Raw genomic sequence first — 25,256 nt, forward strand, 5'->3', positions numbered from 1 at the left:
AACATAAAACAATAGCGGCTAGCGTTTGTTGAGTATGAATTTCAGTATCAAAAAGGTCTGAGGTCATTATTCAAAGAGCGCAAGCCGCTTCACTTTTGAAGAACATGCCCCGTTTTCATTGCCCCACGCCCTTGCTCCTGGGTGCCGAGCTGGACCTGCCCGCAGGCGCAGCTCGCCATGTGCAAGTGCTGCGCCACCAGCCCGGCGATGTCATCACCCTGTTTGAAGGCCAGACCGGCAACGGTTTTACCGGGGGTGAATTTCAGGCCTCCATCACCCACATGGGCCGTAGCGATGTGGGCGTGCGCATAGACAGCCACAGCCCTGTCGAGCGCGAGGCTGCGCGTGCCATCCACCTCGTCGTGGGCATGCCCGCCAATGAACGCATGGACTGGCTGGTGGAAAAAGCCACCGAGCTGGGCGTGGCCAGCATTCAGCCCGTGATGGCTGCGCGCAGCGTGCTCAAGCTCAAGGGCGACCGCGCTGACAAAAAAATCGAGCGCTGGCAATCCATCGCCGTTTCGGCCTGCGAGCAATGCGGCCGCAATCAGGTGCCTGTCATCCACCCCCCCCAATCACTGGCCGACTGGCTGCGCAGCAAAGATGCACCTCCAGCCGATGCCACCCGCCTCGTGCTGTCCCTGCGCGAAGGCAACCAGCCACTGCGGCTGGTCGCTGGCGATGCTCAGGCCGTCTGGGTGCTTCACGGCCCCGAAGGCGGCCTGACCGCGCAAGAGGAAGACTGGGCGCTGGCGCAAGGCTGGAAGCCTGCCAGCCTCGGCTCCCGCGTGTTGCGCGCCGAAACGGCCTCTGTCGCCGCCCTTTCACTGCTGGCACTGGAGTAAATCAATGAGCAGCTGTCACCTCTCTCTGGCCAAGCCCGAGTTTTATTCGCAGAACTTTCGCGTCGATGCGCCAGAGACTCTGCCCGAAAAAATCATCACCCCGCGTCGCTTGGGCTGCATCATCGTCAATGGAGCCGCAGAATCTTCTGCGGCACTTTTAGGGCGTACGTTTACAGCTCCTGAAGAAGGAGCGCCCGCATTGCCCGTAGAGCGCGTTCTGGTGCCTGCAAGCTTTGGCTTGGTGCCGAGCTGGGTCAAGTCCGCGTCTGACGGCCGCCTGCGCGCCCTCAAGCTGGTCACCGCCAAGATCGATAGCCTGACCACCGGCACCGCGTTTCGCGACGCCTGGCTGGCTGGCCAGCGCTGCATCGTGCCGCTGCAATCTTTCCAGGTCGATGACGTGCGCTCCGGCAAGCCCGTGCCCACCCGCATCACCCGCGTGGACAACAACCCCATGGGAGCCGCAGGCGTCTGGGCACGCTGGGTAGGCGAAGATGGCGAAATCATCACCAGCTACGCCATCATCACCGTCAACGCCAATGCCCATGCGCTGATGAACCGCTACGGCCATGCAGGTAACGACAAGGCCATGCCCGCCATCTTGAACGAAGGCTCGTACGACGCATGGCTCAATGCCAAGGTCAATAAGGCCAAAGAGTTTCTGCGCGCCTACCCCACCGAAAAGCTGCGCGCCAACCCTGTGGAAAAAGGCCGCAAGCAGCCGCCTCCCCAGTTCTAAAAGGCGCTAAGCGGCAGGGAACTGCTGGTTCAACCACTGCTCCAGCCGCGCAAACACCGGCGCGGCCAGCTCGGGGCTTTCGTTGAAGATCTCGTGATAGGCCTGGTCAAAGCACTGGGCCTGCAGCACGGCGGCTGGTGCATGCTCGGCCAGCAAGGCACTGCCAGCGGGGTTAACCAGCTTGTCTTGCCCGGCCCACATCAGCAGCGTGGGCACGCTCCAGTGGCGCGCCTTGGCCTGCACCCGGCCACCGCCGCCCCGCATATAGCCCGCCAATCTGGCGCTGATGCGGTTGTGCTGCAGGGCGTCGTCGTCATAGGCTTTGACCACGGCGGCATCGTGCGAGAGATGGCGCGACTGCACGCCGTTGGCAATGCGCAAATTCGGCACCAGCTTGGGCAGATACTCCATCAAGATTTTTTGCACCCCAGACAGGTGCAGCGCCAGCGCAGGCGATGAGAGCACCAGCGCATCGACATGGCGCATGCCTGCCGCTACAAAATCTGCAGCTACCAACCCTCCAAGGCTGTGGCCTAGCAGCACCAAAGGCTGTTGATACGGCATGGCGGCACGCGTGGCGTCCATCACCACGGCCAGATCGTCGAGCAGCCTTGTATCGCTGCTCAGCCCGCCACGCGGCCCGCCGGAGAGGCCGTGCCCATAGTGGTCATAGGCCTGCACCGAAAACCCCCATTCGTTAAGAGTGCGCGCCAGCGCTTCGTAGCGCCCGCCATGCTCGCCCAGCCCGTGGACGATAAGCACCGTGGCCCTGGCCCGGGTGCTGGCTGCTACCGGCCAGTCACGCAGGCAAAGCTGCGTGCCGTCGGGGGCGGCCAGATGGCTGATCTGCATGGCTGGAAGAGCGGCGTTCATGCAAGCAGCATGCAAGCGGTCGGGCGGCGCGTCAATCCGTAAAGACGCAGCCGCCTCTGCGCAGTCACTCATTAATTTAGATAGCAGCCACCGTCTACCAATATTGAGCGAAAGCCTGTTTTGACACTGAAATCAAGCCTGTTCAGGTTCTGCCTGCGCACGCGCCATGGCGGCAATCACTTCGGCCACCGAAGCCGTGAGTTTTTTGGCATACGGCACATGCAAAAACTCGTTAGGACCGTGGGCATTGCTCTTGGGGCCCAGCACGCCGCAAACCATCATCTGCGCCTTGGGAAAGCCCTTGCTCAGCATATTCATCAGCGGAATCGTGCCGCCCTGGCCGATATAGCCGCAGCCCGCACCAAAGTGCGCCTGACTCGCCGAGTTCAGCGCTTTTTCAAACCAGTTGTCCATGCCCGGTGCGTTCCAGCCACTGGAGCTGGACAGGCCTTCCCAGGTCACCTTGGCTTCATAAGGCGCGTTGTCTTCCAGCAAGGCCTTCATCTCCTGCACACAGGCCGCAGCATCCACCAGCGGGGGCAGGCGCAGGCTGAGCTTGAAAGCCGTGTAGGGGCGCAGCACATTGCCCGCGTTCTGCAGGCTGGGCATGCCTTCCACACCCGTCACGCTCAGCGTGGGCTCCCAGGTGCGACGCACCAGTGCTTCGACCGGGTCCGTGGTTGTGGGCAAGGAGATTCGCGCCGAGCCACCGCAGTCATAGTGTGCCCAGGGAAAGCGGGCATAGGCGTCCTCGCCCAGAATGTCCGCCGTGGCGCGAATTTGTGTCATGCGGTCGGCGGGAACGTCGCAGTGAAAGCTCTCAGGCAGCACGCGGCCATTCTTGCTGTCTTCGAGACGATCCAGCACCTGGCGCATGATGCGAAAGGACGATGGCACCACGCCCGAGGCATCGCCCGAGTGCACGCCTTCGCTCAAGATCTGCACCTTCAGCGTGCCGCTGGCCATGCCGCGCAGGCTGGTGGTCAGCCACAATTGGTCATAGTTGCCAGCGCCGCTGTCGAGGCAGATCACCAGACCCACATCACCCAGACGCGGACGCAGTGCATCCACATAGGGCAGCAGATCGGCCGAGCCGCTTTCCTCGCAGGTTTCGATGATGCCAACGATGCGTGGATGGGGCACATTCTGGCGCTTGAGCTCCTGAATCGCGGCCACGCTGGCATAGACGGCATAGCCATCATCTGCACCGCCACGGCCATAGAGCTTGCCGTCTTCATACTTGGGCGTCCACGGGCCCAGATCGCTGCGCCAGCCTTCAAATTCGGGTTGCTTGTCCAGATGGCCGTACATCAGCACCGTGGGGCTGGTCGATGCTTTTGGCGCCGTGCCCTCCACCTCAAAAAAGATGAGCGGCGTGCGGCCGGGCTGTTGAATCACTTCCAGTTTCAGGCCAGCGACTTTCTGTGCCTCCACCCAGGTAGCGGCATTGCGCAGCACGGTGGCAATATGGCCTTGCTGCTCCCAGTCGGGCGCAAACATGGGCGACTTGGCGGGGATGGTGATGTAGTTCGTCAGCTCGGGCAGGATGCTCTGATCCCACTGCTGGGTGATGTGCTGCAGTGCAGCTTGCGGCTGTAGCAGATTGGCGGGAGTGCGTGCGTTCATGGTCGGCTCCTTCAATGACGGGGCGGCGAGCCATGACAGGCCCGCGCCATGCCCCAGATTGTGCGCCAATGCCGGTGGTTGCACCGCAGGCATTGGCATGGCTTGCAGGGTTAACGCAGCGCCGCAGCGCCCCGCTCCAGCTGAAAGCGCGACACCGCTTGCAGCAAGCCCTCGGCCTGTTGACGCAGACCTTCGGCAGCTGCGGCGCTTTCTTCCACCAGCGCAGCGTTTTGCTGGGTGGCCTGATCCATTTGCATCACGGCTTCGCCGACCTGGGCCACGCCCGCGCTTTGCTCGTGACTCGCGGCGCTGATCTCACCCATGATGTCGGTGACGCGGCGAATGGCGTGAACAATCTCGCCCATGGTGCTGCCGGCCTGATCGGCCAGCGCACTACCGCCTTCCACGCGTTCCACGCTGGCGGTGATGAGCTGCTTGATCTCCTTGGCCGCATCCGCACTGCGCTTGGCCAGTGCCCGTACCTCGGTCGCCACCACGGCAAAGCCACGGCCTTGCTCACCGGCACGCGCGGCTTCCACCGCAGCGTTGAGCGCCAGAATATTGGTCTGAAAGGCGATGGCATCAATCACGCCAATGATGTCGGCAATGCGCGCGCTGCTGGCGTTGATGTCCTGCATGGTTTCCACCACACGGGCCACCACGGCGCCGCCTTGCTGAGCCACCTGCGATGCGTTTTGCGCCAGCTGATTGGCCGTCTGGGCGCTGTCCGCGTTCTGGCGCACGGTGGCGTTGAGCTGCTCCATGCTGGCCGCTGTTTCTTCCAGCGCACTGGCCTGGCTTTCGGTGCGGGCCGACAAGTCGGCATTGCCCTGTGCAATCTCGCTGGAAGCATGGTGCATCTGTACCGATGCACCCTGCACACGCTGCACCAACTCGCGCAGCGAAGCGCGCATGGTTTGCAGGTCGGCCATCAGGCCGTGGGCCGCCATGTTGTGACCGGTGTTGCGGAGGTCTCCATCCGCCACACGGCGCAGTGCTTGGCGGGCATCCGCCGGATCACCGCCCAGTTCGCTGCGCAAGGTGCGCACCATCACCCACAACAGCGCGGCCGAGATAACCACGGCCAGCAAGGCCAGCAGGCCGGACCACAGCTGCATGCGCTGGGCACGGCTACGGGTTTCCTGGTGCGAGGTTTCGGCTGCATCACGGGCCGCCTTGAGTTCCTGCAACACGGCTTCGCGCAGCTTGCGCCAGGCGGGTGTTTCCTCCGCCTTCAGCGCTGCGGCGGCGGTGTCGTAGTCCTCGGCGGCCAGAGTCACGATCTTGTCCTGCGCTTCGGATTGCGCCTGGCGCAAGGCCTGCATGTCCTTGACGGTCGCTTCCATGACCGTACCTTGCACACGTTGACGCAGGTCGTCATAGGCAGCGTCATAGGCCTGACGGGCGTTGCCCAGGTTCTGCACGGCCTGCTTGTCCGACGGGTCCATCACGATATTGCGCAGCGCTTGGCCGGACTGCAGGCCTTGCGCATACAGCTCCTGCAGTTGCGCCACCACGGCCTGGTTGTTCTTCAGGTAATCATTGAAGTCAGACTGAGTGCGCGTGAGCCCCCATTGACTGCTGAGCAGGGCAAAAACAAACAAGGCTGCAGGAGCAGCCGAGCAAAAAATCAGACGGGAACTAAAACGCATGGCAATGCGCGCAGACCAGAGCGGTCCGTGCGTTGATTCATATCAAAAAAGGGAATGATTGATTATGAGTCAGCCACTTACAATTTTTTTCAATGTGCGCACCAAGCGTGCATGAGAACAACCGTCATCTTTAAATGGCGTAGCTGCTAGCGCTTTTCAAACATGCGTTTTATTGGGTTTTTACTCCAAGTTCCCCATTCACCATACGCAGACAGCTATTGTTTAAAGAGCAACCATCAGCCATGCTCAATATGGAACACCGCCGTCGTCGCCAGCAGGTTGGGCAGACTGCGCACGACTTGCCCGTTCTGCAGGCCAAAAGAGTCACGAATGCGCAGGCGGTTCTTGGTGGCCAACACCTCAAAGTCTTTGTACGTGCCCACGCGGATATTGGGCGTGTCGTACCACTGATAAGGCAAGCGACGCGTGACCGGCATGCGCCCGCGCAGCACCGACAGGCGGTTTTGCCAGTGCGCAAAGTTGGGAAAGGCCACCACGCCTTGCTTGCCGATCCGGGCGGTCTCACGCAGCATGGTCTCGGCATTGCGCAGGTGCTGCAGCGTGTCGATCTGCAGCACCACATCAAAGCTGTTGTCGCCAAAGATGGCCAGGCCGTCTTCCAGATTGAGCTGCAGCACGTTCACGCCACGGCGGGTGCAGGCCAGCACATTGGCATCGTCCAGCTCCACGCCGTAGCCTGTACAGCCACGCTCGCGCACCAGATGCTCCAGCAGGGCACCGTCGCCGCAGCCTAAGTCCAGCACGCGTGCGCCCTTGGGAACCAGCTCGGCAATGGCTTTCATGGTGGTCAGCTCGGTCATGCGGCCTCTCCTTGGAGTTTTCCTGCGCGGTTGGCGGTTTTCAGTTCCTGGGCGATGCCCTCAAAATAGGAGCGCATCACGCTCATGTAGCGAGGGTCATCAAGCAAAAACGCATCATGTCCATGGGGTGCATCGATCTCGGCGTAGCTCACATCGCGGTTGTTCTCCAGCAGCGATTTGACGATCTCGCGACTGCGCGCCGGGGCAAAACGCCAGTCCGTCGTAAAGCTCACCAGCAAGAACTTGGCCTCGGCCACGGCCAGCGCCTGCGTCAAATTGCCGCCGTGATTGCGAGCCGGATCGAAGTAGTCGAGAGCGCGGGTGATGAGCAGATAGGTGTTGGCATCAAAGTAGCCGCTGAACTTCTCGCCCTGATAGCGCAGATAGCTCTCGATCTGAAATTCCACATCCTGCGTGCTGTACTTCAGCTGAAGGCCATCACGCAGCTGACGACCGAACTTCTGGTTCATCACGTCATCGCTCAGATAGGTAATGTGGCCAATCATTCGCGCAATGCGCAGGCCGCGTGCGGGCACCACGCCATGCTCGTAGAAGTGGCCGCCGTTGAAGTCTGGGTCCGTCACGATGGCGCGGCGCGCCACTTCGTTGAAGGCAATGTTCTCGGCATTCAGGTTGGGCGCACTGGCCACCACCACGGCATGGCCCATCCGCTCGGGGTAGCGCAGCGACCATGAAAGCGCCTGCATGCCGCCCAGACTGCCGCCCAGCACAGCGGCCAGCTTGTGAATGCCCAGACGGTCAAGCAGACGCGCCTGCGCATCCACCCAGTCTTCCACCGTGACCACAGGGAAGTCCGCTCCGTAAGGCTTGTCCGTGACCGGATTGATGTGCATCGGACCCGTGGAGCCAAAGCAGGAACCCAGGTTGTTGATGCCAATGACAAAGAATTGATTGGTATCAACCGCCTTGCCCGGGCCGATCATGTTGTCCCACCAGCCCTCGCTCTTGGGCTGGCCTTCGTAGCTGCCTGCGACATGGTGGGAGGCATTGAGCGCATGACAGACCACGATGGCGTTGCTCTTGTCGGCATTGAGCTGGCCATAGGTCTCGAAAGCGAGGTCGTAATGGGCAATGGAGCCACCACTTTGCAAGGGCAGCGCCTCGTCAAAGTGCATGGATTGCGGTGTGGCGATGAAGGACATACGAAAAACCCGGCATCGCTAAAAACGAGGCCGGGTCGGTGTACTTTCACTTCGCGGACGGGTCTTTAGCTGGATTTATAAAGCGCCCGCAAGCTTTGGCAAATCGGCGCGTGAAAGGGCAGTGTACTGCATCCACTACGGCGAACTCACAAGCTGCACTGTGACAACAGCCCAGCCTTTGAGAGTCATACGCAGGCAGCTATACTTTTAGCAGCCTCACACTTTGGTCAGGAGTGCCGCAACACCCAGCACCAGGAAGATCACGGCACATACCCGGTGAATGGTCTTGATGGGCAGCTTCTTGGTAATCTTGTCGCCAAACCACACCACTGGCGCATTCGCCAGCATCATGCCCAGCGTGGTGCCAAGCACCACCCAGTAATAAGACAGCGGGTATTTGGCAGCCAGACCTACTGTGGCCAGCTGCGTTTTGTCCCCCATCTCGGCGATAAAGAACAGCAGCAGCGTAGTGCCAAACACGCCCCAGCGGCCCGCGTCATTGCCAGTGTCGTCATCGTCGAGCTTGTCGGGGATCAGCATCCAGCCCGCCATCAGGATGAAGGAAACACCCAGAATCCAGCGCAGCATATCGGGGCCAAGCACCGTGGTGATCCAGTTGCCGACCGCGCCTGCCAGCGCATGATTGACGACTGTCGCCACAAAAATGCCCGCAACAATCGGCAAGGGCTTGCGGAACTTGGCCGCCAGAACCAATGACAGGAGTTGGGTCTTATCCCCCATCTCGGCCAAAGCGACGATAGAGGTAGATACGAGAAAAGCTTCCATGATGTGGGAACGGCCGGAGTAGGCTGATAACGCATTGACCACGCACCGACTCCGGCCTATTTGTCCATAGGTTTGCTCGGTACGTAATCAATGGTCTCGGCCAATCACACCCTGAATTGCTCATGGTGCCGCATGCGCCATAGATCGCGAAGATCCAAGTCTGTTGACGCATACATCCGGCATGTGGTTGCCGAACGGCCTACTCCCCAAAGACAGTAAGGCGTCATTCTAGCTGTTTAGTTTTGTAAGGCAACATCGCATATAGATATTCAAATTTGTGTCTTTTAGGGTAATTCCCGCCCCTGCAATGTTGTTACCAACACGAAATTTCAAGCTTTCAGAATACGGCGGTATCGCTGATGACTCATAATGCTCAAGTCTTTGTTTAGAGATCATGTTTCTAGATGGGGGCGAGTGCGTTAGCGTCTCTACCGTTGTCATCGCTGGTTGACTCCCTAGGGCTCCATCGCGTTTTCAAGTTTTTTCAGGAGTCCATCATGGGCAACAAGCTTTACGTCGGCAATCTGCCTTATTCTTTCCGCGACCAAGACCTGGAGCAAGCCTTCAGCGAATTCGGTGCTGTGAACAGCGCCAAGGTCATGATGGAGCGCGACACCGGCCGTTCCAAGGGTTTCGGCTTTGTCGAAATGAGCAGCGATGCTGAAGCACAAGCTGCTATCCAAGGCCTGCACGGTCAAAACCACGGTGGCCGTGACCTCGTTGTGAACGAAGCACGTCCCATGGAGCCACGTCCTCCCCGTTCCGGCGGCTTCGGCGGCGGCTTCGGTGGCGGCCGTGAAGGCGGTGGCGGCTTCGGCGGTGGCCGTGGCGATGGCGGCGGTTACGGCCGTCGCAATAGCTATTAATTAGTTATCGCCCATAATAAAAAAGGATCTTCGGATCCTTTTTTTGTTGCTAAACGTTATTAAAGCGGTTTTCGAGCATTTATTTTTCCCATTAACCTCCCCCATAATTCGACACACTGGGTTTTCCCAGTCGCAAGCGTATAGGTATTTAGGATTTTGTGCGTGTTTTCTTGCAGCCGACGTCCTGAAGTCGATCGCAAATTAAAGGCATTGAGGAGCTAGGAGTTATTAATGGGCAATAAGCTTTATGTCGGCAACCTTCCATATGGTGTGCGCGACAATGATCTGGAGCAGGCATTCGGTCAATTTGGCTCAGTCACCAGCGCACGCGTCATGATGGAACGCGACACCGGCCGCTCCAAAGGCTTTGGCTTTGTCGAAATGGGAAATGATGCCGAGGCACAAGCAGCCATTCAGGGCATGAATGGTCAGCCACTGGGCGGTCGCAGCCTCGTGGTCAACGAAGCACGCCCCATGGAGCCCCGCCCTCCTCGTACCGGCGGCTTTGGCGGCGGCTTCCGCAATGAAGGCGGCTTTGGCGGTGGCAACCGTGAAGGTGGCTACGGTGGTGGCGGTGGCTATGGAGGAGGTCGTAGTGAAGGTGGCTACAACCGTGGTGGTGGTGGCGAAGGTGGCGGTGGTTACGGTGGCCGCAGCGATGGCGGATTCCGCAGCCCTTACGGCTCAGGCCCACGTCATGGTGGTCGCGGCGGCTATGGCGGTGGTGATAACCGCGGCGAATAAATTTCGTATCTCATCGCGAATAAAAAAGGCACAGTTAAGTGCCTTTTTAATGCTCTTGATATTTGAAATGTATAGTCAAATATCGCTAATGCATTAATCTCAATCCTTTTTCAGATAACGGGGTTTTCTCGTTTTTCCCTGCGTCACCTTGTCCCAGATCCATGCAGGAAGCATCCGCATCACCCGCCCTGCAATACCCATCTGCCAGGGGATCACAACATATCGCGCCTTGCGCTCAATCACGCGACAGGCACGCCTCGCAAACTCTGGTGAAGTGAGTAAAAAATGCATGGGATAGGGATTATTTTGCGTCAAAGGAGTATCGATATAACCAGGCAACAAACTGGTTACGGACACCCCTGTTTTCTGCAGTTCTACACGCAAACTTTCGCAGTAGGAAATAGCCGCTGCCTTACTCGCTGAATATGCTGCATGCCCGGGTAAGCCACGAATACCTGCCACGCTGCATATCCCCACCAAGCGCCCAGAACCTCGCACGACCATGGGTGTAATAAATGGCTGAAAGCTGGCTGCTAATCCCATGGTGTTGCAAGCGAGCACCTGCTGCATGACATCAAGGTCTTCGCGCAGTGAGGTGTCCACGCCCCAGCTGATCCCTGCATTGGCAATCACGATGTCGGGCAGGCCTTGCCGCTCCAGACATGCCTGCCCCGCATGACAAGCGCTGTCGATTAGCGATACATCCGCCTCATAAACTGCATAGCGCTGTTCATCCATGCCTACGGATTGCGCCCATTGCTCAATGACCTGAGTGCGCCTGGCCACCAAGGCCAATGACCAGCCGCGCTGATAGTAATGCTGAGCCAGTGCCTGACCAATGCCGCTGGAGGCACCCGTGATGTAGACCAGCCCCGGCTTTGTCATTGTTACTTGGCCTTGCCAGGCTCAATCACCCCCTTGACACGGCCCTGCATCTGCAAGATCTGATCAAGGTGGTGGTACTGCATACTGTCACCCGTAAATTTATCGGTGCCACGGGTCATGACCACAGGCTTGTTAGTGCTGACGCGTTCTTCATTGGGCCAAATTTGCAGGAACTCACTTTCAAGCTGCATGGCAGGCAATGCCTTTTGGCTGGCGCGTGCAGCCATGGGCTCGCGCGTGATGACGGCCTGACCAAACATTTGAATTTCCGAACCATCGCCGTTGCTCAAGGCACGATTGGAACGACCTACGGTTTTACGACCATCCGGCGTAAAGCTCAGCATGCGCGCATCGTCAATTTCCAGCGTATCGGTGTCCGGAAAGTGCTCGCCCGCTGTACCACTCAAACGACTTTTGAGGCGCCCTGACGCTTCGAAATTCTTGATGACAAAGTCCTTCAAGAAATAGTCCGGGTCATGCTGCAGCACCCTCTCAGTGCCGACTGCAATGGGCTTAGGAGCGTTGCGCACCAGCCACCAGGTGCCTAGCGCCAGCAAGCCCATGATGAGCACCGGCAAGTACATCGATGCCTTATCGCCCACACGACGCCAATTCGCAATCATGAGCCATACCCCGCTAGCAGACCTGCGTAAGCACCATTAGCCGCCAGCAACAGATCGCAAAACTGCCGCACCGCGCCATCTCCACCGCGCCGGCTGCTGACCCAGTCCGCAATATGCAGAGCCTCGTCGTGTGCATTGGCCGGAGCACAGGCAAAACGACTGCGTCGCATGACGGGAAGATCAGGCCAGTCGTCACCCATGGCCGCCGCCTGATCCCATTGCAGACCCAGCTCGGCCAGAATGGCCTCAGCGGCCGGGACTTTGTCCTCAGTGCCAAAGCGCGCATGTTCGATGCCCAGCTGCTTCAAGCGTAAACGCAGCGGTGCGGAGTCGCGTCCCGTCACCACAGCAGGCGTGATGCCCGCCTTTTGCAGCATTTTCAGGCCATGACCATCCAGCGTATGAAAGCGCTTGAGCACCTCGCCTTCGCCAGAAAAATACAAGCCGCCATCGGTTAGCACGCCATCCACATCAAAGAAGACGACACGAACCTCTTGCGCCTTAAGCAACAGTTGCGGGTCCCATTGCTGGCTGGGGGTCAGAGCTGGTCGGTTCATCAAATCACCTTGGCACGCATCAAGTCGCGAATATGCACCACGCCCTGCAGTTGTTTGCGCTCATCCGTGACAAGCACGGCCGTTACACCGCTCTCTTCCATCATGCGAGCGGCAGCAACGGCCAGCAGGTCAGGCTTGATGGTCAAAGGATTGGCATGCATCACATCTTGCGCAGTCTGGGTGCGCAGGTCGATGCCCGCCTCAACACAGCGACGTAAATCACCGTCCGTGAAAATGCCAAGCAGCTCGCCCCCAGCATTGACGACTGCAGAGCAGCCAAGCCCCTTGGCGCTCATTTCACGCATCAGCGCTACGGTACTGACGTCTTGTGCAACCTGAGGCACATCTGCCCCGTGTCGCATCACATCTCGCACATGAGTCAGCAGACGACGGCCCAGCGCGCCGCCGGGATGCGAGCGGGCAAAGTCTTCGGCGCCAAAGCCTCGTGCATCCAGCAGAGCTACAGCCAGTGCGTCGCCCATAGCCAGTTGCGATGTAGTGCTGGCAGTCGGAGCCAGATTCAACGGGCAGGCTTCTTTGTCGACACGGGTGTCCAACACCCAGTCGGCGTGCTTAGCCAATGTGGATTGCAGGCCGCCAGTGACAGCAACCAGTGGCACGCCCATGCGCTTGATGGCAGGCAAAACGCCTGTCAGCTCATCCGTCTCACCACTGTTCGACAGTGCCAGCACTAGATCATCGGCCGTCAACATACCCAGATCGCCATGGCTTGCTTCCGCAGGGTGCACAAAGAAGGAAGGCGTACCTGTCGATGCCAAGGTCGCGGCGATCTTGCGGCCCACATGCCCGCTTTTACCCATACCCATGACCACCACACGGCCCGGGAGTTGCAGCACACGCTGCACAACCTCCGTGAATGCGCCGTTGAGGCGAGCGGACATGGCGCGCAAGGCATCCGCTTCAATATCCAGAGCCTCACGGGCCAGGTTCAGGGCACGCGGTGCGTCGATCAGTCGCGAATGAGCAGCATCAGAATTCATAGTTGGATTTTAGCCAGCCCGCACCGACCAGCCTGTGGACAACATCCCTTTTACCTGCATTTTGGGCCTGAGCCCATACACTGGGCTCCGTTCCGAACCCCTGAGATCGTGCCATGCAAACTTCTACCAACGTCAACGACTTTCTGCGTGACCACATCCGTACCGTGCCGGACTGGCCGGCTCCGGGCGTGCAATTTCGCGACATCACGCCTTTGCTGCAGGACCCCAAGGTCTTCCGCGTGCTGACAGACGCCTTTGTCCAGCGCTATATGGACCCAGCGCTGCGCCCCGATGTCGTCGCAGGTCTGGATGCCAGAGGCTTCATTCTGGGAGCGGTGATTGCGCACGAGCTGAATGTGGGCTTCATCCCCATCCGCAAGAAAGGCAAGCTGCCCTTTACTACGGTGGAAGAAACCTATGAGCTGGAATACGGCAGTGCCACGGTGGAGTTGCACACCGATGCCGTCAAACCCGGCCAGCGTGTGCTGCTGATTGACGACCTGATTGCCACTGGTGGCACCATGATGGCCGGCAAGAAGTTGCTGGAAAAATTGGGGGCTACCGTGGTGGAAGGCGCTGCCATTGTGGACCTGCCAGAACTAGGCGGTTCCAAACACCTCAAGGACAGTGGTTTGCCCTTATTCACACTAGTCGATTTCGCCGGGCACTGAGCCTGGACGCAAGCGCCAGGGACTTAGCGCAACTCTCCGTATTGCGTCACGCCCAGAGAGCCGAGACCAGAAACGGCGAATTCGCCACCCTCTTCATGCCCGGAACCCGGGCCCAGCAAGGGTGCCCGGCGCGATGTGTGCATACCGGCAAGCGTCGTACCCGACTGCGCCACGGCTTGCTTGAAGGCGTCCATTTCCAGCGAATCAATGGGCTCAAAAGCACGGCCGGCAAACGCGGGTTGTGCAGCGGCAACGGGCACTTGTCTCTGCGCAGGTACGGGTGCTGCCACAGGGGCACCCAGCGGCACGGCAAAATTCGGCACCGGTGCGGCCTGAATCTGTCCGTTAACCCGCCAGTACACGGCATGAACGCCCGCCTCCATGCGGGTTCTGGCCAGTTCGGCGATCAGCGCTTCAATGCTTCTTTGCTGCGAGGCATCTGCCGCATAGGCCGGAGCCAGATCAACCATGACCACAAAGCGCTGCCCGCTGCTGTCGAGCGAAAGCACCTTGAATTTGTAGCCTGCGGAGAGAATGCCGACCCGCACCATGGCTTCACGCACGATGACATACAACTGCTCTCGCCTTGCAGAGCGCTCTCTGCGCTGCGTCTGGCGTGCGCCGGACTCATCCTCGTGGCGAGGCGCTTGCGTGCCACCATCTTGGCGAGACCCGCGAGAAAACCATCGAAACAGGGACATGAGCACACTCGTTTAAGCTAAGGTTACAACAAGACACATTCTGCCCCCAGGCCAGAGACAGCTTGCGAAATTTGCTGAAATATTAGCCTGTGTCCGACATAGATCAAGCACAAAATCCAGAGCAAACGCTAATTTTCGACCCATCAAGTACTGGCAACCCGACGTCGGCTATCACCGGCACGGCGGGCCAGCACCTGGCCTGCCATGGTGACCAGTGCCAGGCCTAGAACGGGCTGACGATTGGCCAGCTCTGTAAAACGCATGGCTGTCAGGCACCACAGACGGCTGGGTGCTGCGGCCTGAACCGTAGCACGGCGCGGACGGTGGGCAAAGAATGCGCCTTCGCCCACGATAGAGCCGGGCCCGACCAGCGCGAGGCGAATTCTTTCCTTGGCATCCTGGTAGTGGACGCTTAACGAGCCGTATTCCACCATGTAAAGGTTGCGATCCAGCGCACCTTCGGCAAACAACACTTCACTGGCTGCAAGCGTGATCGGCTGCAGATACGGTACCAGCAACTCCCACTGAGCAGCCGTGAGCATGCTTTGCGCGGTATCAGTGGCAACTGAAGTTGTCATCGCCTGAATCAGCGCCGACAAGTCTTTAGATGTTGAAGCAGACATAGGCAATGGTTAGATCGCGACCGCCGCATGTAATCAGAGAAGGCAACTCTTGATCAGCAACATGGCCACTCATGGATAGAACAAATTCATTGTGCCATGGCACACCATTAACGCCGAGTGAATGCTAAGTGACTCTGGCAATCCCACCAATCGCTTATGAGGTGGAGTTTCTTTAACTGACTCAAAGTGTTTGCATTGGCATGAGCAACAGCAAAAAAGGATCGATAAGTCGATCCTTTTTTGATAGCCATCAGCACTCTACCTATAAAGGCGGATGCTGCTTTTCACTAAAAATTCAGCCGCAAATCAACCGTTCGCACGCTTTTGCAGAATTTCGAAGGCGGGCAGCGTCTTGCCCTCCAGCACTTCGAGGAACGCGCCGCCGCCGGTGGAGATATAGCCCACCTTGTCTTCGATGTTGTACTTGGCAATGGCTGCCAGAGTATCGCCACCGCCCGCAATGCTGAAGGCACTGGACTCAGCCACAGCCGTGGCGATGGCCTTGGTGCCACCAGCAAACTGGTCGAACTCGAACACGCCCACAGGGCCGTTCCAGACGATGGTGCCAGCCTTCTTCAACTGCTCGGCCAGCTTGGCGGCAGTTTCTGGGCCGATGTCCAGAATCATGTCGTCGTCTTCAACTTCAGTGGCCTTCTTCACCGTGGCGGGTGCATCCGCAGCAAAAGTCTTGGCAGTCACCACATCGGTAGGCACGGGCACGTCAGCGCCGCGTGCCGCCATGGCGTCGATCACGGCCTTGGCATCAGCCACCAGATCGGCTTCCGCCAGAGATTTGCCGATCTTCAGGCCAGCAGCCAGCATAAAGGTGTTGGCAATACCGCCGCCCACAATCAGCTGATCGACCTTGTCGGCCAGCGACTTGAGGATTGTCAGCTTGGTCGAGACCTTGGAGCCCGCCACGATGGCGGCCAGGGGGCGAGCAGGCGCAGCCAGCGCCTTGGTAATGGCATCAATCTCGGCGGACAGCAGTGGACCGGCACAGGCGATGGGGGCGTACTCGGCGATGCCGTAAGTCGTGCCTTCAGCACGGTGTGCGGTGCCAAAGGCGTCGTTCACGAAGATGTCGCACAGCTTGGCCATCTTCTGGGCCAGTTCGGGCTTGTTCTTCTTCTCACCCACATTCACGCGGCAGTTTTCCAGCAGCACGACCTGGCCTGCAGCCACTTGCACACCGTCCACCCAGTTGGCGACCAGAGGCACATCACGCCCCAGCAGCTCGGACAGGCGCTTGGCCACGGGAGCCAGCGAGTCTGCTGGCTTGAATTCACCTTCGGTGGGGCGGCCCAGGTGGCTGGTCACCATCACGGCGGCTCCGGCCTTCAGCGCCATTTCAATCGCCGGCACCGAGGCACGCACGCGGGTGTCTTCGGTGATTTCACCGGCGTCGTTCAGGGGAACGTTCAGGTCGGCACGAATGAAAACACGTTGACCCTGGACTTTGCCTTGGGCGCACAGATCGGAGAAACGGATGATATTCATGCAGCAAAAAAGCGACCCGAAAGTCGCCCATAAAAAGGTTGGAAAACGAAAAATCTGCCGGTATTTTAGGGTGTTCGACCTGTTAAGTGCATGCGTTTACCCGCTTACTCGACTCAAAAAAAGGAGCATCACCCGCTCGTGGTAACTGGGTTTCAGGCTGTTTACCTGCAACTCATAAGAAAACAGGAGCACTCAGCTCCTGTATATCTAGCGATGGGGCTACCAACCCCATCCGATGTGCAGCGGCAGATAGATCACCATGCCCAAAGCGATGGTCCCCAGAATGCTGCGCTTGTAAAAAAAGTACACCACTGCAGCAGCCAATGCGGGCAGCCGCGCGTCGGCAAAGCTGCTGATGAGCTGGCCGTTGCTCATCACAATCTCGGGCGCAATCACGGCCGCAAGGGCCGCCAGCGGTGCGTACTTGAGGCCGCGCTTGAGCCAGTTGGGCAGGGGGACTTCCTGCTCGGGAATCATGAAGAAGGCGCGCGTCACCAAGGTGATGATGGCCAGGCCAATGCAGGCAATGACGATCCAGAAGCTGCTCATCATGACTGGCTCTCCTTGTCCCTGACTGCAGGCAGTTGGCTGGCCTGCTTTTGCAGCTGCTCAGTCATCAGGCCCGCCGCAACGGCAGCCGCAATCGCCACCAGAATATTGAGCTTGAGCGGCAAGGCAAACGCCGCCACCGCCGCCGTGCAGGCCACAACAGAGGCCACCCAGGTCGCGCGATCATTGAGCATGGACAACAGCACGCCCAGCAGCGCCAGCACGCCCGCAAAGCCCAGCCCCCAGGACAGCGGAATCTGATCGGCCAGAAAAATACCCAGCGTCGATGGAATCTGCCAGGCCACCCAGTTGGTCACTGCGGCGCCCCAGAAGTAGGGCAATTGCTCTGGCTGCGGTTTGGCATCGGGGTAGCGGCGCATGAAGTTCACAAAAATCACGTCGCCGCTGAAGTAGGCCGCCGTCAAACGATGGCGCAGGCTCAGGTGCGAGAAATAGCTTCGCCACATGCTCGACAAAATCACAAAGCGCAGGTTCACGCAGATTGCCGTGAACCAGACCACCCACAGCGGCGCGCCCACGGCAATCAGGGGCAGAACGGCCAGTTGGGCGCTGCCTGCATAGGCGGTAAAGCCCATCAACAGCGCCAGGGGCACAGACAAGCCGCTTTTGACCATGGCCACGCCGGTGACCAGACCCCAGGCCGCAATGCCCAGCGCCGTGCCGCTCATCTCTTTGGCACCCAGCCAGAAGAAGGGGTCTTTGACGATCGATTTCGCACGCTGGCTCAGCGTGAGTGCCCTGTCCGTCATACCTTTTCGGAGCCCTCGCCCAGCACCGCGCCCACAGGCAGGTCAAAGCCATGCAGAAAATCGCCAGCAGCCAGACGCTTGCCGCCCGCACGCTGCAGCAGCTGCATATTGAGAACGCCGCTGCCACAGGCCACGCGCACGCCTTGCGCATCGGCCGACAGCACGGTGCCAGCAGCGCCTGAACCCTCTTCGGCCACAGCACCCCAGACCTTGATCGCTTCGCTGCCCAGACTGGTTGCGCCACCGGGGAAGGGGTTGAAGGCGCGCAGGCGGCGAGCGATGACTTCGGCGCTTTCGCTCCAGTCAATCAGGCTCTCGGCCTTTTCAATTTTGTGAGCGTAAGTCACGCCTTCGACGGGCTGGGACATGCGATCGAGGCCACCGCAGGCGGCCAGCTCCAGCGCTTCCACAATCAGGCGACCACCGAGTTCGGCCAGCTTGTCGTGCAGGCTGGCCGTGGTGTCGTCAGCAGCGATGGGCAGGCGCTCGATCACGCACATATCACCGGTATCCAGGCCCGCATCCATCTGCATGATGGTGACGCCGGTCTCGGCATCGCCCGCTTCAATTGCGCGGTGAATAGGAGCAGCACCGCGCCAGCGCGGCAGCAGGGAAGCGTGGATGTTCAGGCAGCCCAGACGCGGCGTGTCGAGCACCCATTGCGGCAGGATCAGGCCATAGGCAGCCACCACCATCACATCCGCGCTGGCGGCAACAATTGCGGCCTTCGCGGCAGCGGCTTCTTCGGGGTACTTGCCATCCAGGCGCAGGCTCATAGGCTGGGCAACGGCAATGCCGTGCTCCAGCGCGCACTGCTTGACGGGAGACGCCTGCAGCTTCATTCCCCGGCCTGCGGGACGATCGGGCTGGGTCAAGATCAGTGGTACTTCAAAACCTGCAGCCAGCAAACGCTCCAAGGCCACGCGCGCAAACTCGGGCGTGCCCGCAAAAATGACTTTCATATGCTTTCCGTATATCTCGGCGAGAAGCTCACATCAAAAACGCCAGGCAAGAGCTGCCTCACGGCAATGGCGTGATCCATTTTCCAAAGAGAAAGGAAGTCGCGCAGTGCATGAGGGCGTGATTACCGGCTCGGTTCTCTGATGTACATGCTCTCATCGGTGAACATGACCTTCTGCACCACACCTTGCGGGTCTATGTGCACATGGGCACGCCGAGCAAAGGTATTGTCCAGGAAACGGTAAGTCCAGATGTCACCTTTGAAGCTGTAGACCCTCTCGACTTTGGCGGGTGGGCCAAACTCGCGGTACACCGCATCTTGGGTATCTACGCCGTTGCGCAATGCGAAAAAGTGAGCCGTATCCAGAACCTGCTCAACGCGCACCAAGCGCTGCTGGGCGTCAAAGTCCATATGGTAGACCTGCTGCCCCGCCGGTTGCTGGCTGTAGACCAGTCGCTGGCCGCCATCCGGCAAAGGCACAACCACCGTGGGCTTGCCCATGCCTTTTTCAACCTCTGCCTGCGGCATGCCGGGCTTTTGCCACTGAGGCACCATGCAACCCGCCAGCCCCAAGGCCAGCAAACTGGCAGTCAACAGAATTCTGAGACGGGGCAGGGGCATGAGGGCTCCAATCAGTCTTTGAGGGCTTGCTTTTGAGCCTTGACCAGCTTGGTCTTGATGCGGTTGCGCTTGAGGGGCGAGAGATATTCAACAAAGACCTTGCCCATCAGGTGGTCCATCTCGTGCTGAATGCAGATGGCCAGCATGCCTTCGGCCTCAATCTCGCGGCTTTTACCGTTTTCGTCGAGGGCGCGCACTTTGACGGAGGTGGACCGCTCCACGCCGTCATAAATACCAGGCACGGACAGGCAACCTTCTTCACCCAGCTGCTTTTCTTCGCTGGCCCAGAGAATCTCGGGATTGATCAGCGTCATGGGCTCATTGCGCTCTTCAGACACATCGATCACGACCACGCGTACATGTGCGTCGATCTGCGTGGCGGCCAGGCCAATGCCATGGGCGTCATACATGGTCTCAAGCATGTCTTTGACCAGCGTCTGGATGCGCTCATCCACCTGCGCCACGGGCTGGGCAACCTTGTGAAGACGGGGATCGGGGTAGCAAAGAATGGGAAGAATGGCCATGGTATCTCGATAAATCTGTCGTTATTGTCCCAACTTTTGACGCTAAACGCTGGACTCAACCCCAATAAACATTGATCTATCGAGGCCTTGCGTCGAGAATTTCGTCACATTTGTAAGACTTGTAGGGTCGGTTATGCCAAGATCGACCACGGTGCGGCGACGCGAGGGACGCTGCAGTAAACGAATCCCGCAAGAAGGAATTTCATGACCGCATTTGCCACTGCACGCGCCTTGAGTATTGGGGCCAGCTTGCTTGCAGCCCTGACTACGGTCCACGCTCAAAGCTACCCAGTGACCGCCACTCAACGCTCAACAGCCCAGCAAGTCGCTCAGCAAGGCATCCCCGAGACAGAATTGGCACCCAATGCGCCCGCGCAATACACCGTCAAGCGCGGCGACACGCTGTGGGGTATTTCAGGCATGTATCTGCGTCAGCCATGGCGCTGGCCCGATCTGTGGGGCATGAACCTTTCCAGCATTTCCAACCCTCACCTGATCTTCCCCGGTCAGGTGCTGTATCTGGTGCGCAGTAACGGCTATGCCCGCCTGTCCTCAACAGCACCCAACGGAGACTCCGGCGTAGTACGCCTGTCTCCGCAAGCGCGAGAATCGTCGCTCAACGACCTGGCCCTGCCTACGCTGCCCCCACACCTGATCGAGCCCTTCCTGGCGGAGCCACTGGTGGTGGACAGCCTGACGCTGTCGCAAGCCCCACGCATCATTGCCACCATGGACAAGCGCGTGCTGATGGCCAAAGGTGACCGCGCCTATGTCCGCAACTCCGGCGGCGCACTGGTAAGCACCGCCAAGGGTCAACCTTTGAGTTACCGCCTCTTCCGCGAGGCAACACCGCTCAAGGACCCTATCAACGGCGAAATTCTAGGCTATGAAGCCAAGTATCTGGGCAATGCGGCCGTGGTGCGTGGCGAGACGCTGATCGAAACACCCGAAGGCCAGCCCGCGCAAAGCACACCCGGCACGGTGGACATCACCCGCTCCAAGAACGAGATCCGCGCTGGTGACCGCCTGCTGCCCGCCCCCGAGCAGCAATACCTGAGCTACGTTCCCCATGCACCCCGCACTGCCGTCAAGGCGGCCGTGGTGTCCATCTACAGCGACTCGGTGGGTGTCAACGCCGCCCAGAACCAGGTGATCGCCATCAACAAGGGCGCACAGAACGGCATGGACATTGGTACGGTGCTTGAACTCATCAGCAAGGGCAATGTCATCGTGGACAAGACCAGCGCTACCCGTGACACCGTGAGGCTGCCTGACGAGCAAAACGGCTATGCCATGGTCTTCAAGGTCTTTGATCGCGTCTCCTACGCCCTCATCACCACGGCTCAGCGCCCCGTCAACATCGGTGACGGCCTGCAGTCGCCGCAGAACTAAGCCGGAGAGCAAGCATGGCGCAGTCACTTCACAACGATGCGCACCATGTCCCGCCCGATGCAGAAACGCTGGCATGGCTGCGCCTGCTGCTGACGCCCGGCATTGGACGCATCACAGCTCGCAAACTGCTGGCCAAGGCCGGTGGTGCTGAAGAAATCTGGCAATTGCCCCTGCCAGCCTGGGCTGAGTGCAGCACACAGGCCCAGATCAAAGCCTTGGCGCAGTTGCCTCCAGACTGGAACCGGCATTGCGAGACCCTTGCCCGCTGGCTGACCACGCCAGCGACGGGCACCCAGCATGCACTGACTTATCTGGGTCACTCGCAATACCCGGACAGCCTGCTGCAGACAGAAGACCCACCTTTGCTGCTATTTGTGCAAGGGCCTGAGGCGCTGCTGAACTCAGGCGCTCCCTGGTTTCCCTACCCTGCCACTCTGGCCATGGTGGGCAGCCGTAACCCTTCTGCGCAGGGCATCATCAACGCACGCGACATGGCGCAAGCGCTGGCTGAGCAAGGGCTGTGCATCGTTTCAGGCCTGGCCCGCGGTATTGATGCTGCGGCGCATGAAGGAGCACTCCAAAGCAAAACCAGCAAAGCGCCCAGCACGATTGCCGTGGTGGGTACAGGGCTGGATCAAGTCTATCCACGCGCTCATACCGCCCTTGCACAACAGATTGCGCTGCACGGGCTGGTGATCAGTGAATATCCACTGGGCAGCGAGCCACTGCCCCGACATTTTCCGCAGCGCAACCGCATCATCTCCGGCCTGTCGCAAGGTACGCTGGTGGTGGAAGCGGCGCTTCAATCTGGCTCGCTGATTACGGCCCGGTTGGCTAGTGAGCAAGGCCGCGAGGTATTCGCCATTCCAGGCTCCATTCATGCCCCTCAAGCCAAGGGCTGTCACGCGCTGCTGCGCCAAGGCGCAAAGCTGGTGGAAACAGCCGCAGATATTCTGGACGAACTTCAAGGCATAAACATGCCTGCATCGCCCATCCCTCAAGCGCAAGCAGCTATCAAAACAAAAGTTTCAGAACAAGAGCCTGAGCTCCTGCAAGCACTGGGCCATGACCCCATGCCGCTGGACACGCTGATGGCCCGCACCGGCTGGGATGCCGCCCACTTGCAAGCACAGTTGATGGAGCTAGAACTAGACGGAATGGTCGCACGCCTACCCGGCGGTCTGTTTCAGCGCATTGCTCATAGTTAATCGCAGAACCTAAAAGCTGGTACACCCCAACAGAGACTGCGAGGAAGGTCCGCACGGCACCGAGTCTGCTGCCCTCCCTTTGCGCAAATTGCCTCAGAGGGTTAAGCCAACCGTTCCGGGTTGGCCTGTATTTTCTGCAACGCATCGCGTGTTGCACGCACAGTCAACGCTTCCTCGTCATGCACCGTCAGCAGCCCGGCCTGTAGATAGGTAGCCATACGCTGCGCCTGCAGCAAATAGCAGTGGCCATCCAGCGATGCAAACAGATGCAGCTGCTTGCGACGGCTATGCCAGACATACTGAACCTGAACACGCGCACCGTTGTGATCCAGCGTGAACCAGCGACCACTTTCCAGCGTCTTGGCCCACTCCAGCATGGCAGGCTCCACGGGCGTGTCGGTATTGGAAATGACATGCAGCCCTGCCGTATCCACGCCCAGCATCAGCTCGATGCTTTCAATGGACAAAGCCATATCGTCCAGCTTGCCATCGTCGCTGATGTATTTTTCCAGCTCCGAAAGACGCTTGGCCATCGCGTCGATACGCTCCACAGGAATCGCGGCGGTCTTGGACATGAAGGCCTGGGCCAGCGTATCGGTCAACACCTTGATAGCAATCGCTTGCTCATCACCCATCACGTTCACCAGCTCCAGCCCTTCACGCAAAGTCTGCAGCAAGGTCGGCAGGCCCTGAATAACGCGGGATCGCTCCTGGCGCGATGGTTTGGCGCTGGCAGACCAGACCAGCTCGCTCGCGGCCTGCTTGAAGCGCATGGCTCGCGCATCTTTAGCACCATAGCGCACCGTAGCCATGGCCAGCACATCGGCCCAAGACTTGAAGAGGAAGTCACGTACCTCTTCGCGCACCGGCATATCGTTGAGCATGTTGCGCAACTCGATGGTGTACTGAACAGCCAGCGTCTCCTTTTGCTCAACTTGCTGCGCCACGCTGGTGATCTTGGAGGTGGTCTGGTTTTTCGTCAGATGCTTGGTGAGAAACTCCTCAAACTCGCGCAGCACTAGCGCAAAAACTTTTTGCCCGGTTTCCGGGTATTGTTCGATCACCTGCACCACACGGCGAATCTCAATCTCCAGCGCATTACCGCTGATGCTGCTCGCATCAAAGCCCATGACGCAGGAACCCATGCGGTCAATCAGCTTTCGCGCCGGGTGATTCAAGTCGCTAAAGAATTGCGGCTCTGCCAGCGCCACGCGCAGCACAGGCACCTGCAGGCGCGCAAACCAGACACGGATCGAGGGCGGCAGGCGGTCTTCCGAGATAATGCTCTGGAACATCAGCGCCACCACTTCGATGGTGGCTTTTTCGCCCTTGGTCCCGGCCTTTTCCTTCCAGTCAGCCGAGCGCTCGCGTACCTGATTGACCAACTGGCCAATCGCAGCCGGGCTGTAATCCATCGCGGGCATGACCATTGCGGTGCCTGCCATCATCGGGTACTGGGTGTTGAACTGGGTCAACATCATGTGCTGCTGCTCCTGCAGCGCCTGGACCAATGCCGCCGATGCAGGTGGCATGGGCGGCATCGCAGCCCCCCCCGGCATCAGGCCCGAGATCCCCACAGAAGGCTGACTCAAAACCTGTCGCAACTGGTTCATGGCATCCAGTGCACGGTGGCGCGCACGGGCCAGCATGCCCAACCCCGCACTGGCACCAGGAGGCAATTGCACTCCCATACCACCCTGCATTCCAGCACCCATGCCGACAGGCATGTACTGATGAATCGCCGAATGCGCCCACCCCGCTTCAGCCGTGCTGCCATAGCCACTATTAGCACCGCTGTTAGCACCGCTGTTAGCACCAGCCCCCAGATTCATGGCGCCCGTGGATACTCCGCTTTCGGTGCGTCGCACCCGCAAAGGCGCATCCGTCGCCTTGCTCACGCCTTTGGCATCCAGCAGCTTGTGCAGGATGTTGTATTCAGACTCCATCAACGGAGCCAAGCCGTTTTGCAAAGGCTCCAGAACCTGCAGCAGATGCTTGCGCTCCAGCCCACAGGCCATCCATTGTTCGACCAGATGCAGACAGATACTCTCGGCGCGAAACATGTCCTGAGGAGGCAGCTCATGGTCTTCCAGCGCCTGCATGCGCAAGCGCATGGCGTCAAAACCAGGCTGCAGCGTCTCCCCCATGGCCAGAGTAATGCGGGATGCCAAAATTTTGTTTTCAACGACATCGTCGCTGAGCAGCTCAAATGTCAGCGGTGCGGAAGTCGAAGTCACACTCTCGCCGCTACCCAGAGGCGGCTTGCGCGCCGCCTGCTGCAGAGCATTTACGCTGGCTTGAGCCCAGACATCTTTCTTGAGCTGAAAGTTCTGCCAGGCCTCGCGCCACTCCTGCATTTCTTTTTGCACAGCGACCGAGCTGCTCTGATTAGAGAGAAACTCATCCAGTTGCTGAGCGACTTTAGGCAGGCCCTGGCAAATGCCATGAACCCAACGCAAGCGCGCCTGCCAGCCCAGCTGTTGCTGGGCCGCAGGCGCGTTGTGAGAAGACTGCGAGAGAGTCATTACCTAAGTGTAAGTCGGCGTAGGCACTTG

26 protein-coding genes are annotated in these 25,256 nt (G+C 59.3%); 7 read left to right on the forward strand and 19 right to left on the reverse strand.

Annotated elements, in window-relative coordinates; all coding sequences use genetic code 11:
• The first annotated feature begins 104 nt into the window (after positions 1–104).
• Both HF327_RS00600 and HF327_RS00605 read left to right on the forward strand, forming a co-directional pair.
• Complete coding sequence (locus HF327_RS00600; protein WP_169106395.1) at positions 105–845, forward strand: 16S rRNA (uracil(1498)-N(3))-methyltransferase; 741 nt, start codon at positions 105–107, stop codon at positions 843–845.
• A gap of 4 nt (positions 846–849) precedes the next feature.
• Positions 850–1,584 carry an SOS response-associated peptidase gene (locus tag HF327_RS00605; protein ID WP_169106396.1) on the forward strand — a complete coding sequence of 245 codons (735 nt, stop codon included), beginning with the start codon at positions 850–852 and terminating at the stop codon, positions 1,582–1,584.
• 6 nt (positions 1,585–1,590) lie between these two features.
• On the opposite strand, the gene HF327_RS00610 is transcribed toward HF327_RS00605, so the two are convergent.
• From HF327_RS00610 to HF327_RS00635, 6 genes are all read right to left on the reverse strand, one after another.
• Positions 1,591–2,457 (reverse strand): alpha/beta hydrolase, encoded by an 867-nt coding sequence (locus tag HF327_RS00610; protein WP_169106397.1) that lies wholly within the window; start codon positions 2,455–2,457, stop codon positions 1,591–1,593.
• A gap of 132 nt (positions 2,458–2,589) precedes the next feature.
• Positions 2,590–4,083, reverse strand: coding sequence for a M20 family metallopeptidase (locus tag HF327_RS00615; protein WP_169106398.1), 1,494 nt, complete (start codon positions 4,081–4,083; stop codon positions 2,590–2,592).
• A gap of 110 nt (positions 4,084–4,193) precedes the next feature.
• The gene (locus HF327_RS00620) at positions 4,194–5,735 is read right to left on the reverse strand and encodes a methyl-accepting chemotaxis protein (protein ID WP_169106399.1); all 1,542 of its coding nucleotides are present in this window, start codon (positions 5,733–5,735) and stop codon (positions 4,194–4,196) included.
• Positions 5,736–5,971: 236 nt separating this feature from the next.
• Complete coding sequence (metW, locus tag HF327_RS00625; RefSeq protein ID WP_099739363.1) at positions 5,972–6,556, reverse strand: methionine biosynthesis protein MetW; 585 nt, start codon at positions 6,554–6,556, stop codon at positions 5,972–5,974.
• Positions 6,553–7,719: a homoserine O-succinyltransferase MetX gene (gene metX, locus HF327_RS00630; RefSeq protein WP_169106400.1), complete on the reverse strand. Its 1,167-nt coding sequence runs from the start codon at positions 7,717–7,719 to the stop codon at positions 6,553–6,555. The genes metW and metX overlap by 4 nt, the downstream gene beginning before the upstream one ends.
• A gap of 216 nt (positions 7,720–7,935) precedes the next feature.
• Positions 7,936–8,505 (reverse strand): TMEM165/GDT1 family protein, encoded by a 570-nt coding sequence (locus HF327_RS00635; protein ID WP_099739368.1) that lies wholly within the window; start codon positions 8,503–8,505, stop codon positions 7,936–7,938.
• Between the two features lie 497 nt (positions 8,506–9,002).
• Between HF327_RS00635 and HF327_RS00640 the strand changes: the two genes are divergently transcribed.
• Complete coding sequence (locus HF327_RS00640; protein WP_099739370.1) at positions 9,003–9,371, forward strand: RNA recognition motif domain-containing protein; 369 nt, start codon at positions 9,003–9,005, stop codon at positions 9,369–9,371.
• Positions 9,372–9,602: 231 nt separating this feature from the next.
• On the forward strand, positions 9,603–10,115 hold the full coding sequence (locus HF327_RS00645) for an RNA recognition motif domain-containing protein (protein WP_169106401.1): 513 nt from the start codon (positions 9,603–9,605) through the stop codon (positions 10,113–10,115).
• A gap of 99 nt (positions 10,116–10,214) precedes the next feature.
• Here HF327_RS00645 and HF327_RS00650 read toward each other — a convergent pair whose 3' ends face one another.
• Genes HF327_RS00650 through HF327_RS00665 form a run of 4 tightly spaced genes read right to left on the reverse strand, consistent with a single transcriptional unit; the run spans position 10,215 to position 13,181 of the window.
• Positions 10,215–11,000, reverse strand: coding sequence for an SDR family oxidoreductase (locus HF327_RS00650; protein WP_169106402.1), 786 nt, complete (start codon positions 10,998–11,000; stop codon positions 10,215–10,217).
• A gap of 2 nt (positions 11,001–11,002) precedes the next feature.
• Positions 11,003–11,623, reverse strand: coding sequence for an LPS export ABC transporter periplasmic protein LptC (lptC, locus tag HF327_RS00655; protein ID WP_169106403.1), 621 nt, complete (start codon positions 11,621–11,623; stop codon positions 11,003–11,005).
• A complete protein-coding gene (locus HF327_RS00660; RefSeq protein WP_169106404.1) occupies positions 11,620–12,180 on the reverse strand; it encodes a KdsC family phosphatase in 561 nt (186 codons plus the stop codon). The genes lptC and HF327_RS00660 overlap by 4 nt, the downstream gene beginning before the upstream one ends.
• A complete protein-coding gene (locus HF327_RS00665) occupies positions 12,180–13,181 on the reverse strand; it encodes a KpsF/GutQ family sugar-phosphate isomerase (RefSeq protein ID WP_169106405.1) in 1,002 nt (333 codons plus the stop codon). The genes HF327_RS00660 and HF327_RS00665 overlap by 1 nt, the downstream gene beginning before the upstream one ends.
• Positions 13,182–13,294: 113 nt before the next feature.
• On the opposite strand from HF327_RS00665, the gene HF327_RS00670 reads away from it, so the two are divergent.
• On the forward strand, positions 13,295–13,852 hold the full coding sequence (locus tag HF327_RS00670) for an adenine phosphoribosyltransferase (protein ID WP_169106406.1): 558 nt from the start codon (positions 13,295–13,297) through the stop codon (positions 13,850–13,852).
• Positions 13,853–13,875: 23 nt separating this feature from the next.
• On the opposite strand, the gene HF327_RS00675 is transcribed toward HF327_RS00670, so the two are convergent.
• The 8 genes from HF327_RS00675 to def form a co-directional block, all read right to left on the reverse strand.
• Complete coding sequence (locus HF327_RS00675) at positions 13,876–14,553, reverse strand: hypothetical protein (RefSeq protein WP_169106407.1); 678 nt, start codon at positions 14,551–14,553, stop codon at positions 13,876–13,878.
• Between the two features lie 143 nt (positions 14,554–14,696).
• Positions 14,697–15,176 (reverse strand): Crp/Fnr family transcriptional regulator, encoded by a 480-nt coding sequence (locus tag HF327_RS00680; protein ID WP_169106408.1) that lies wholly within the window; start codon positions 15,174–15,176, stop codon positions 14,697–14,699.
• A gap of 306 nt (positions 15,177–15,482) precedes the next feature.
• Complete coding sequence (locus HF327_RS00685; protein ID WP_169106409.1) at positions 15,483–16,676, reverse strand: phosphoglycerate kinase; 1,194 nt, start codon at positions 16,674–16,676, stop codon at positions 15,483–15,485.
• Positions 16,677–16,895: 219 nt separating this feature from the next.
• Entirely contained in the window at positions 16,896–17,228 is a 333-nt protein-coding gene (locus tag HF327_RS00690; RefSeq protein WP_169106410.1) for an AzlD domain-containing protein, read from the reverse strand.
• Positions 17,225–17,995 carry an AzlC family ABC transporter permease gene (locus HF327_RS00695; protein WP_169106411.1) on the reverse strand — a complete coding sequence of 257 codons (771 nt, stop codon included), beginning with the start codon at positions 17,993–17,995 and terminating at the stop codon, positions 17,225–17,227. The genes HF327_RS00690 and HF327_RS00695 overlap by 4 nt, the downstream gene beginning before the upstream one ends.
• Positions 17,992–18,957, reverse strand: coding sequence for a methionyl-tRNA formyltransferase (gene fmt, locus HF327_RS00700; protein WP_169106412.1), 966 nt, complete (start codon positions 18,955–18,957; stop codon positions 17,992–17,994). The genes HF327_RS00695 and fmt overlap by 4 nt, the downstream gene beginning before the upstream one ends.
• Before the next feature lie 122 nt (positions 18,958–19,079).
• Positions 19,080–19,577 (reverse strand): hypothetical protein, encoded by a 498-nt coding sequence (locus HF327_RS00705; protein WP_169106413.1) that lies wholly within the window; start codon positions 19,575–19,577, stop codon positions 19,080–19,082.
• 11 nt (positions 19,578–19,588) lie between these two features.
• Complete coding sequence (gene def, locus HF327_RS00710) at positions 19,589–20,101, reverse strand: peptide deformylase (RefSeq protein WP_169106414.1); 513 nt, start codon at positions 20,099–20,101, stop codon at positions 19,589–19,591.
• Positions 20,102–20,305: 204 nt separating this feature from the next.
• On the opposite strand from def, the gene HF327_RS00715 reads away from it, so the two are divergent.
• Positions 20,306–21,493 (forward strand): LysM peptidoglycan-binding domain-containing protein, encoded by a 1,188-nt coding sequence (locus HF327_RS00715; RefSeq protein ID WP_169106415.1) that lies wholly within the window; start codon positions 20,306–20,308, stop codon positions 21,491–21,493.
• Between the two features lie 14 nt (positions 21,494–21,507).
• Positions 21,508–22,701, forward strand: a complete 1,194-nt coding sequence (gene dprA, locus HF327_RS00720; protein WP_169106416.1) for a DNA-processing protein DprA — start codon at positions 21,508–21,510, stop codon at positions 22,699–22,701.
• 101 nt (positions 22,702–22,802) lie between these two features.
• Here the strand turns inward: dprA and HF327_RS00725 are convergent, their stop codons facing one another.
• Positions 22,803–25,226 carry a DUF1631 domain-containing protein gene (locus HF327_RS00725; protein WP_169106417.1) on the reverse strand — a complete coding sequence of 808 codons (2,424 nt, stop codon included), beginning with the start codon at positions 25,224–25,226 and terminating at the stop codon, positions 22,803–22,805.
• Positions 25,227–25,256: the final 30 nt, after the last annotated feature.

It is taken from the genome of Comamonas suwonensis (assembly GCF_012844455.2).
GTDB lineage: Bacteria > Pseudomonadota > Gammaproteobacteria > Burkholderiales > Burkholderiaceae_C > Comamonas > Comamonas suwonensis.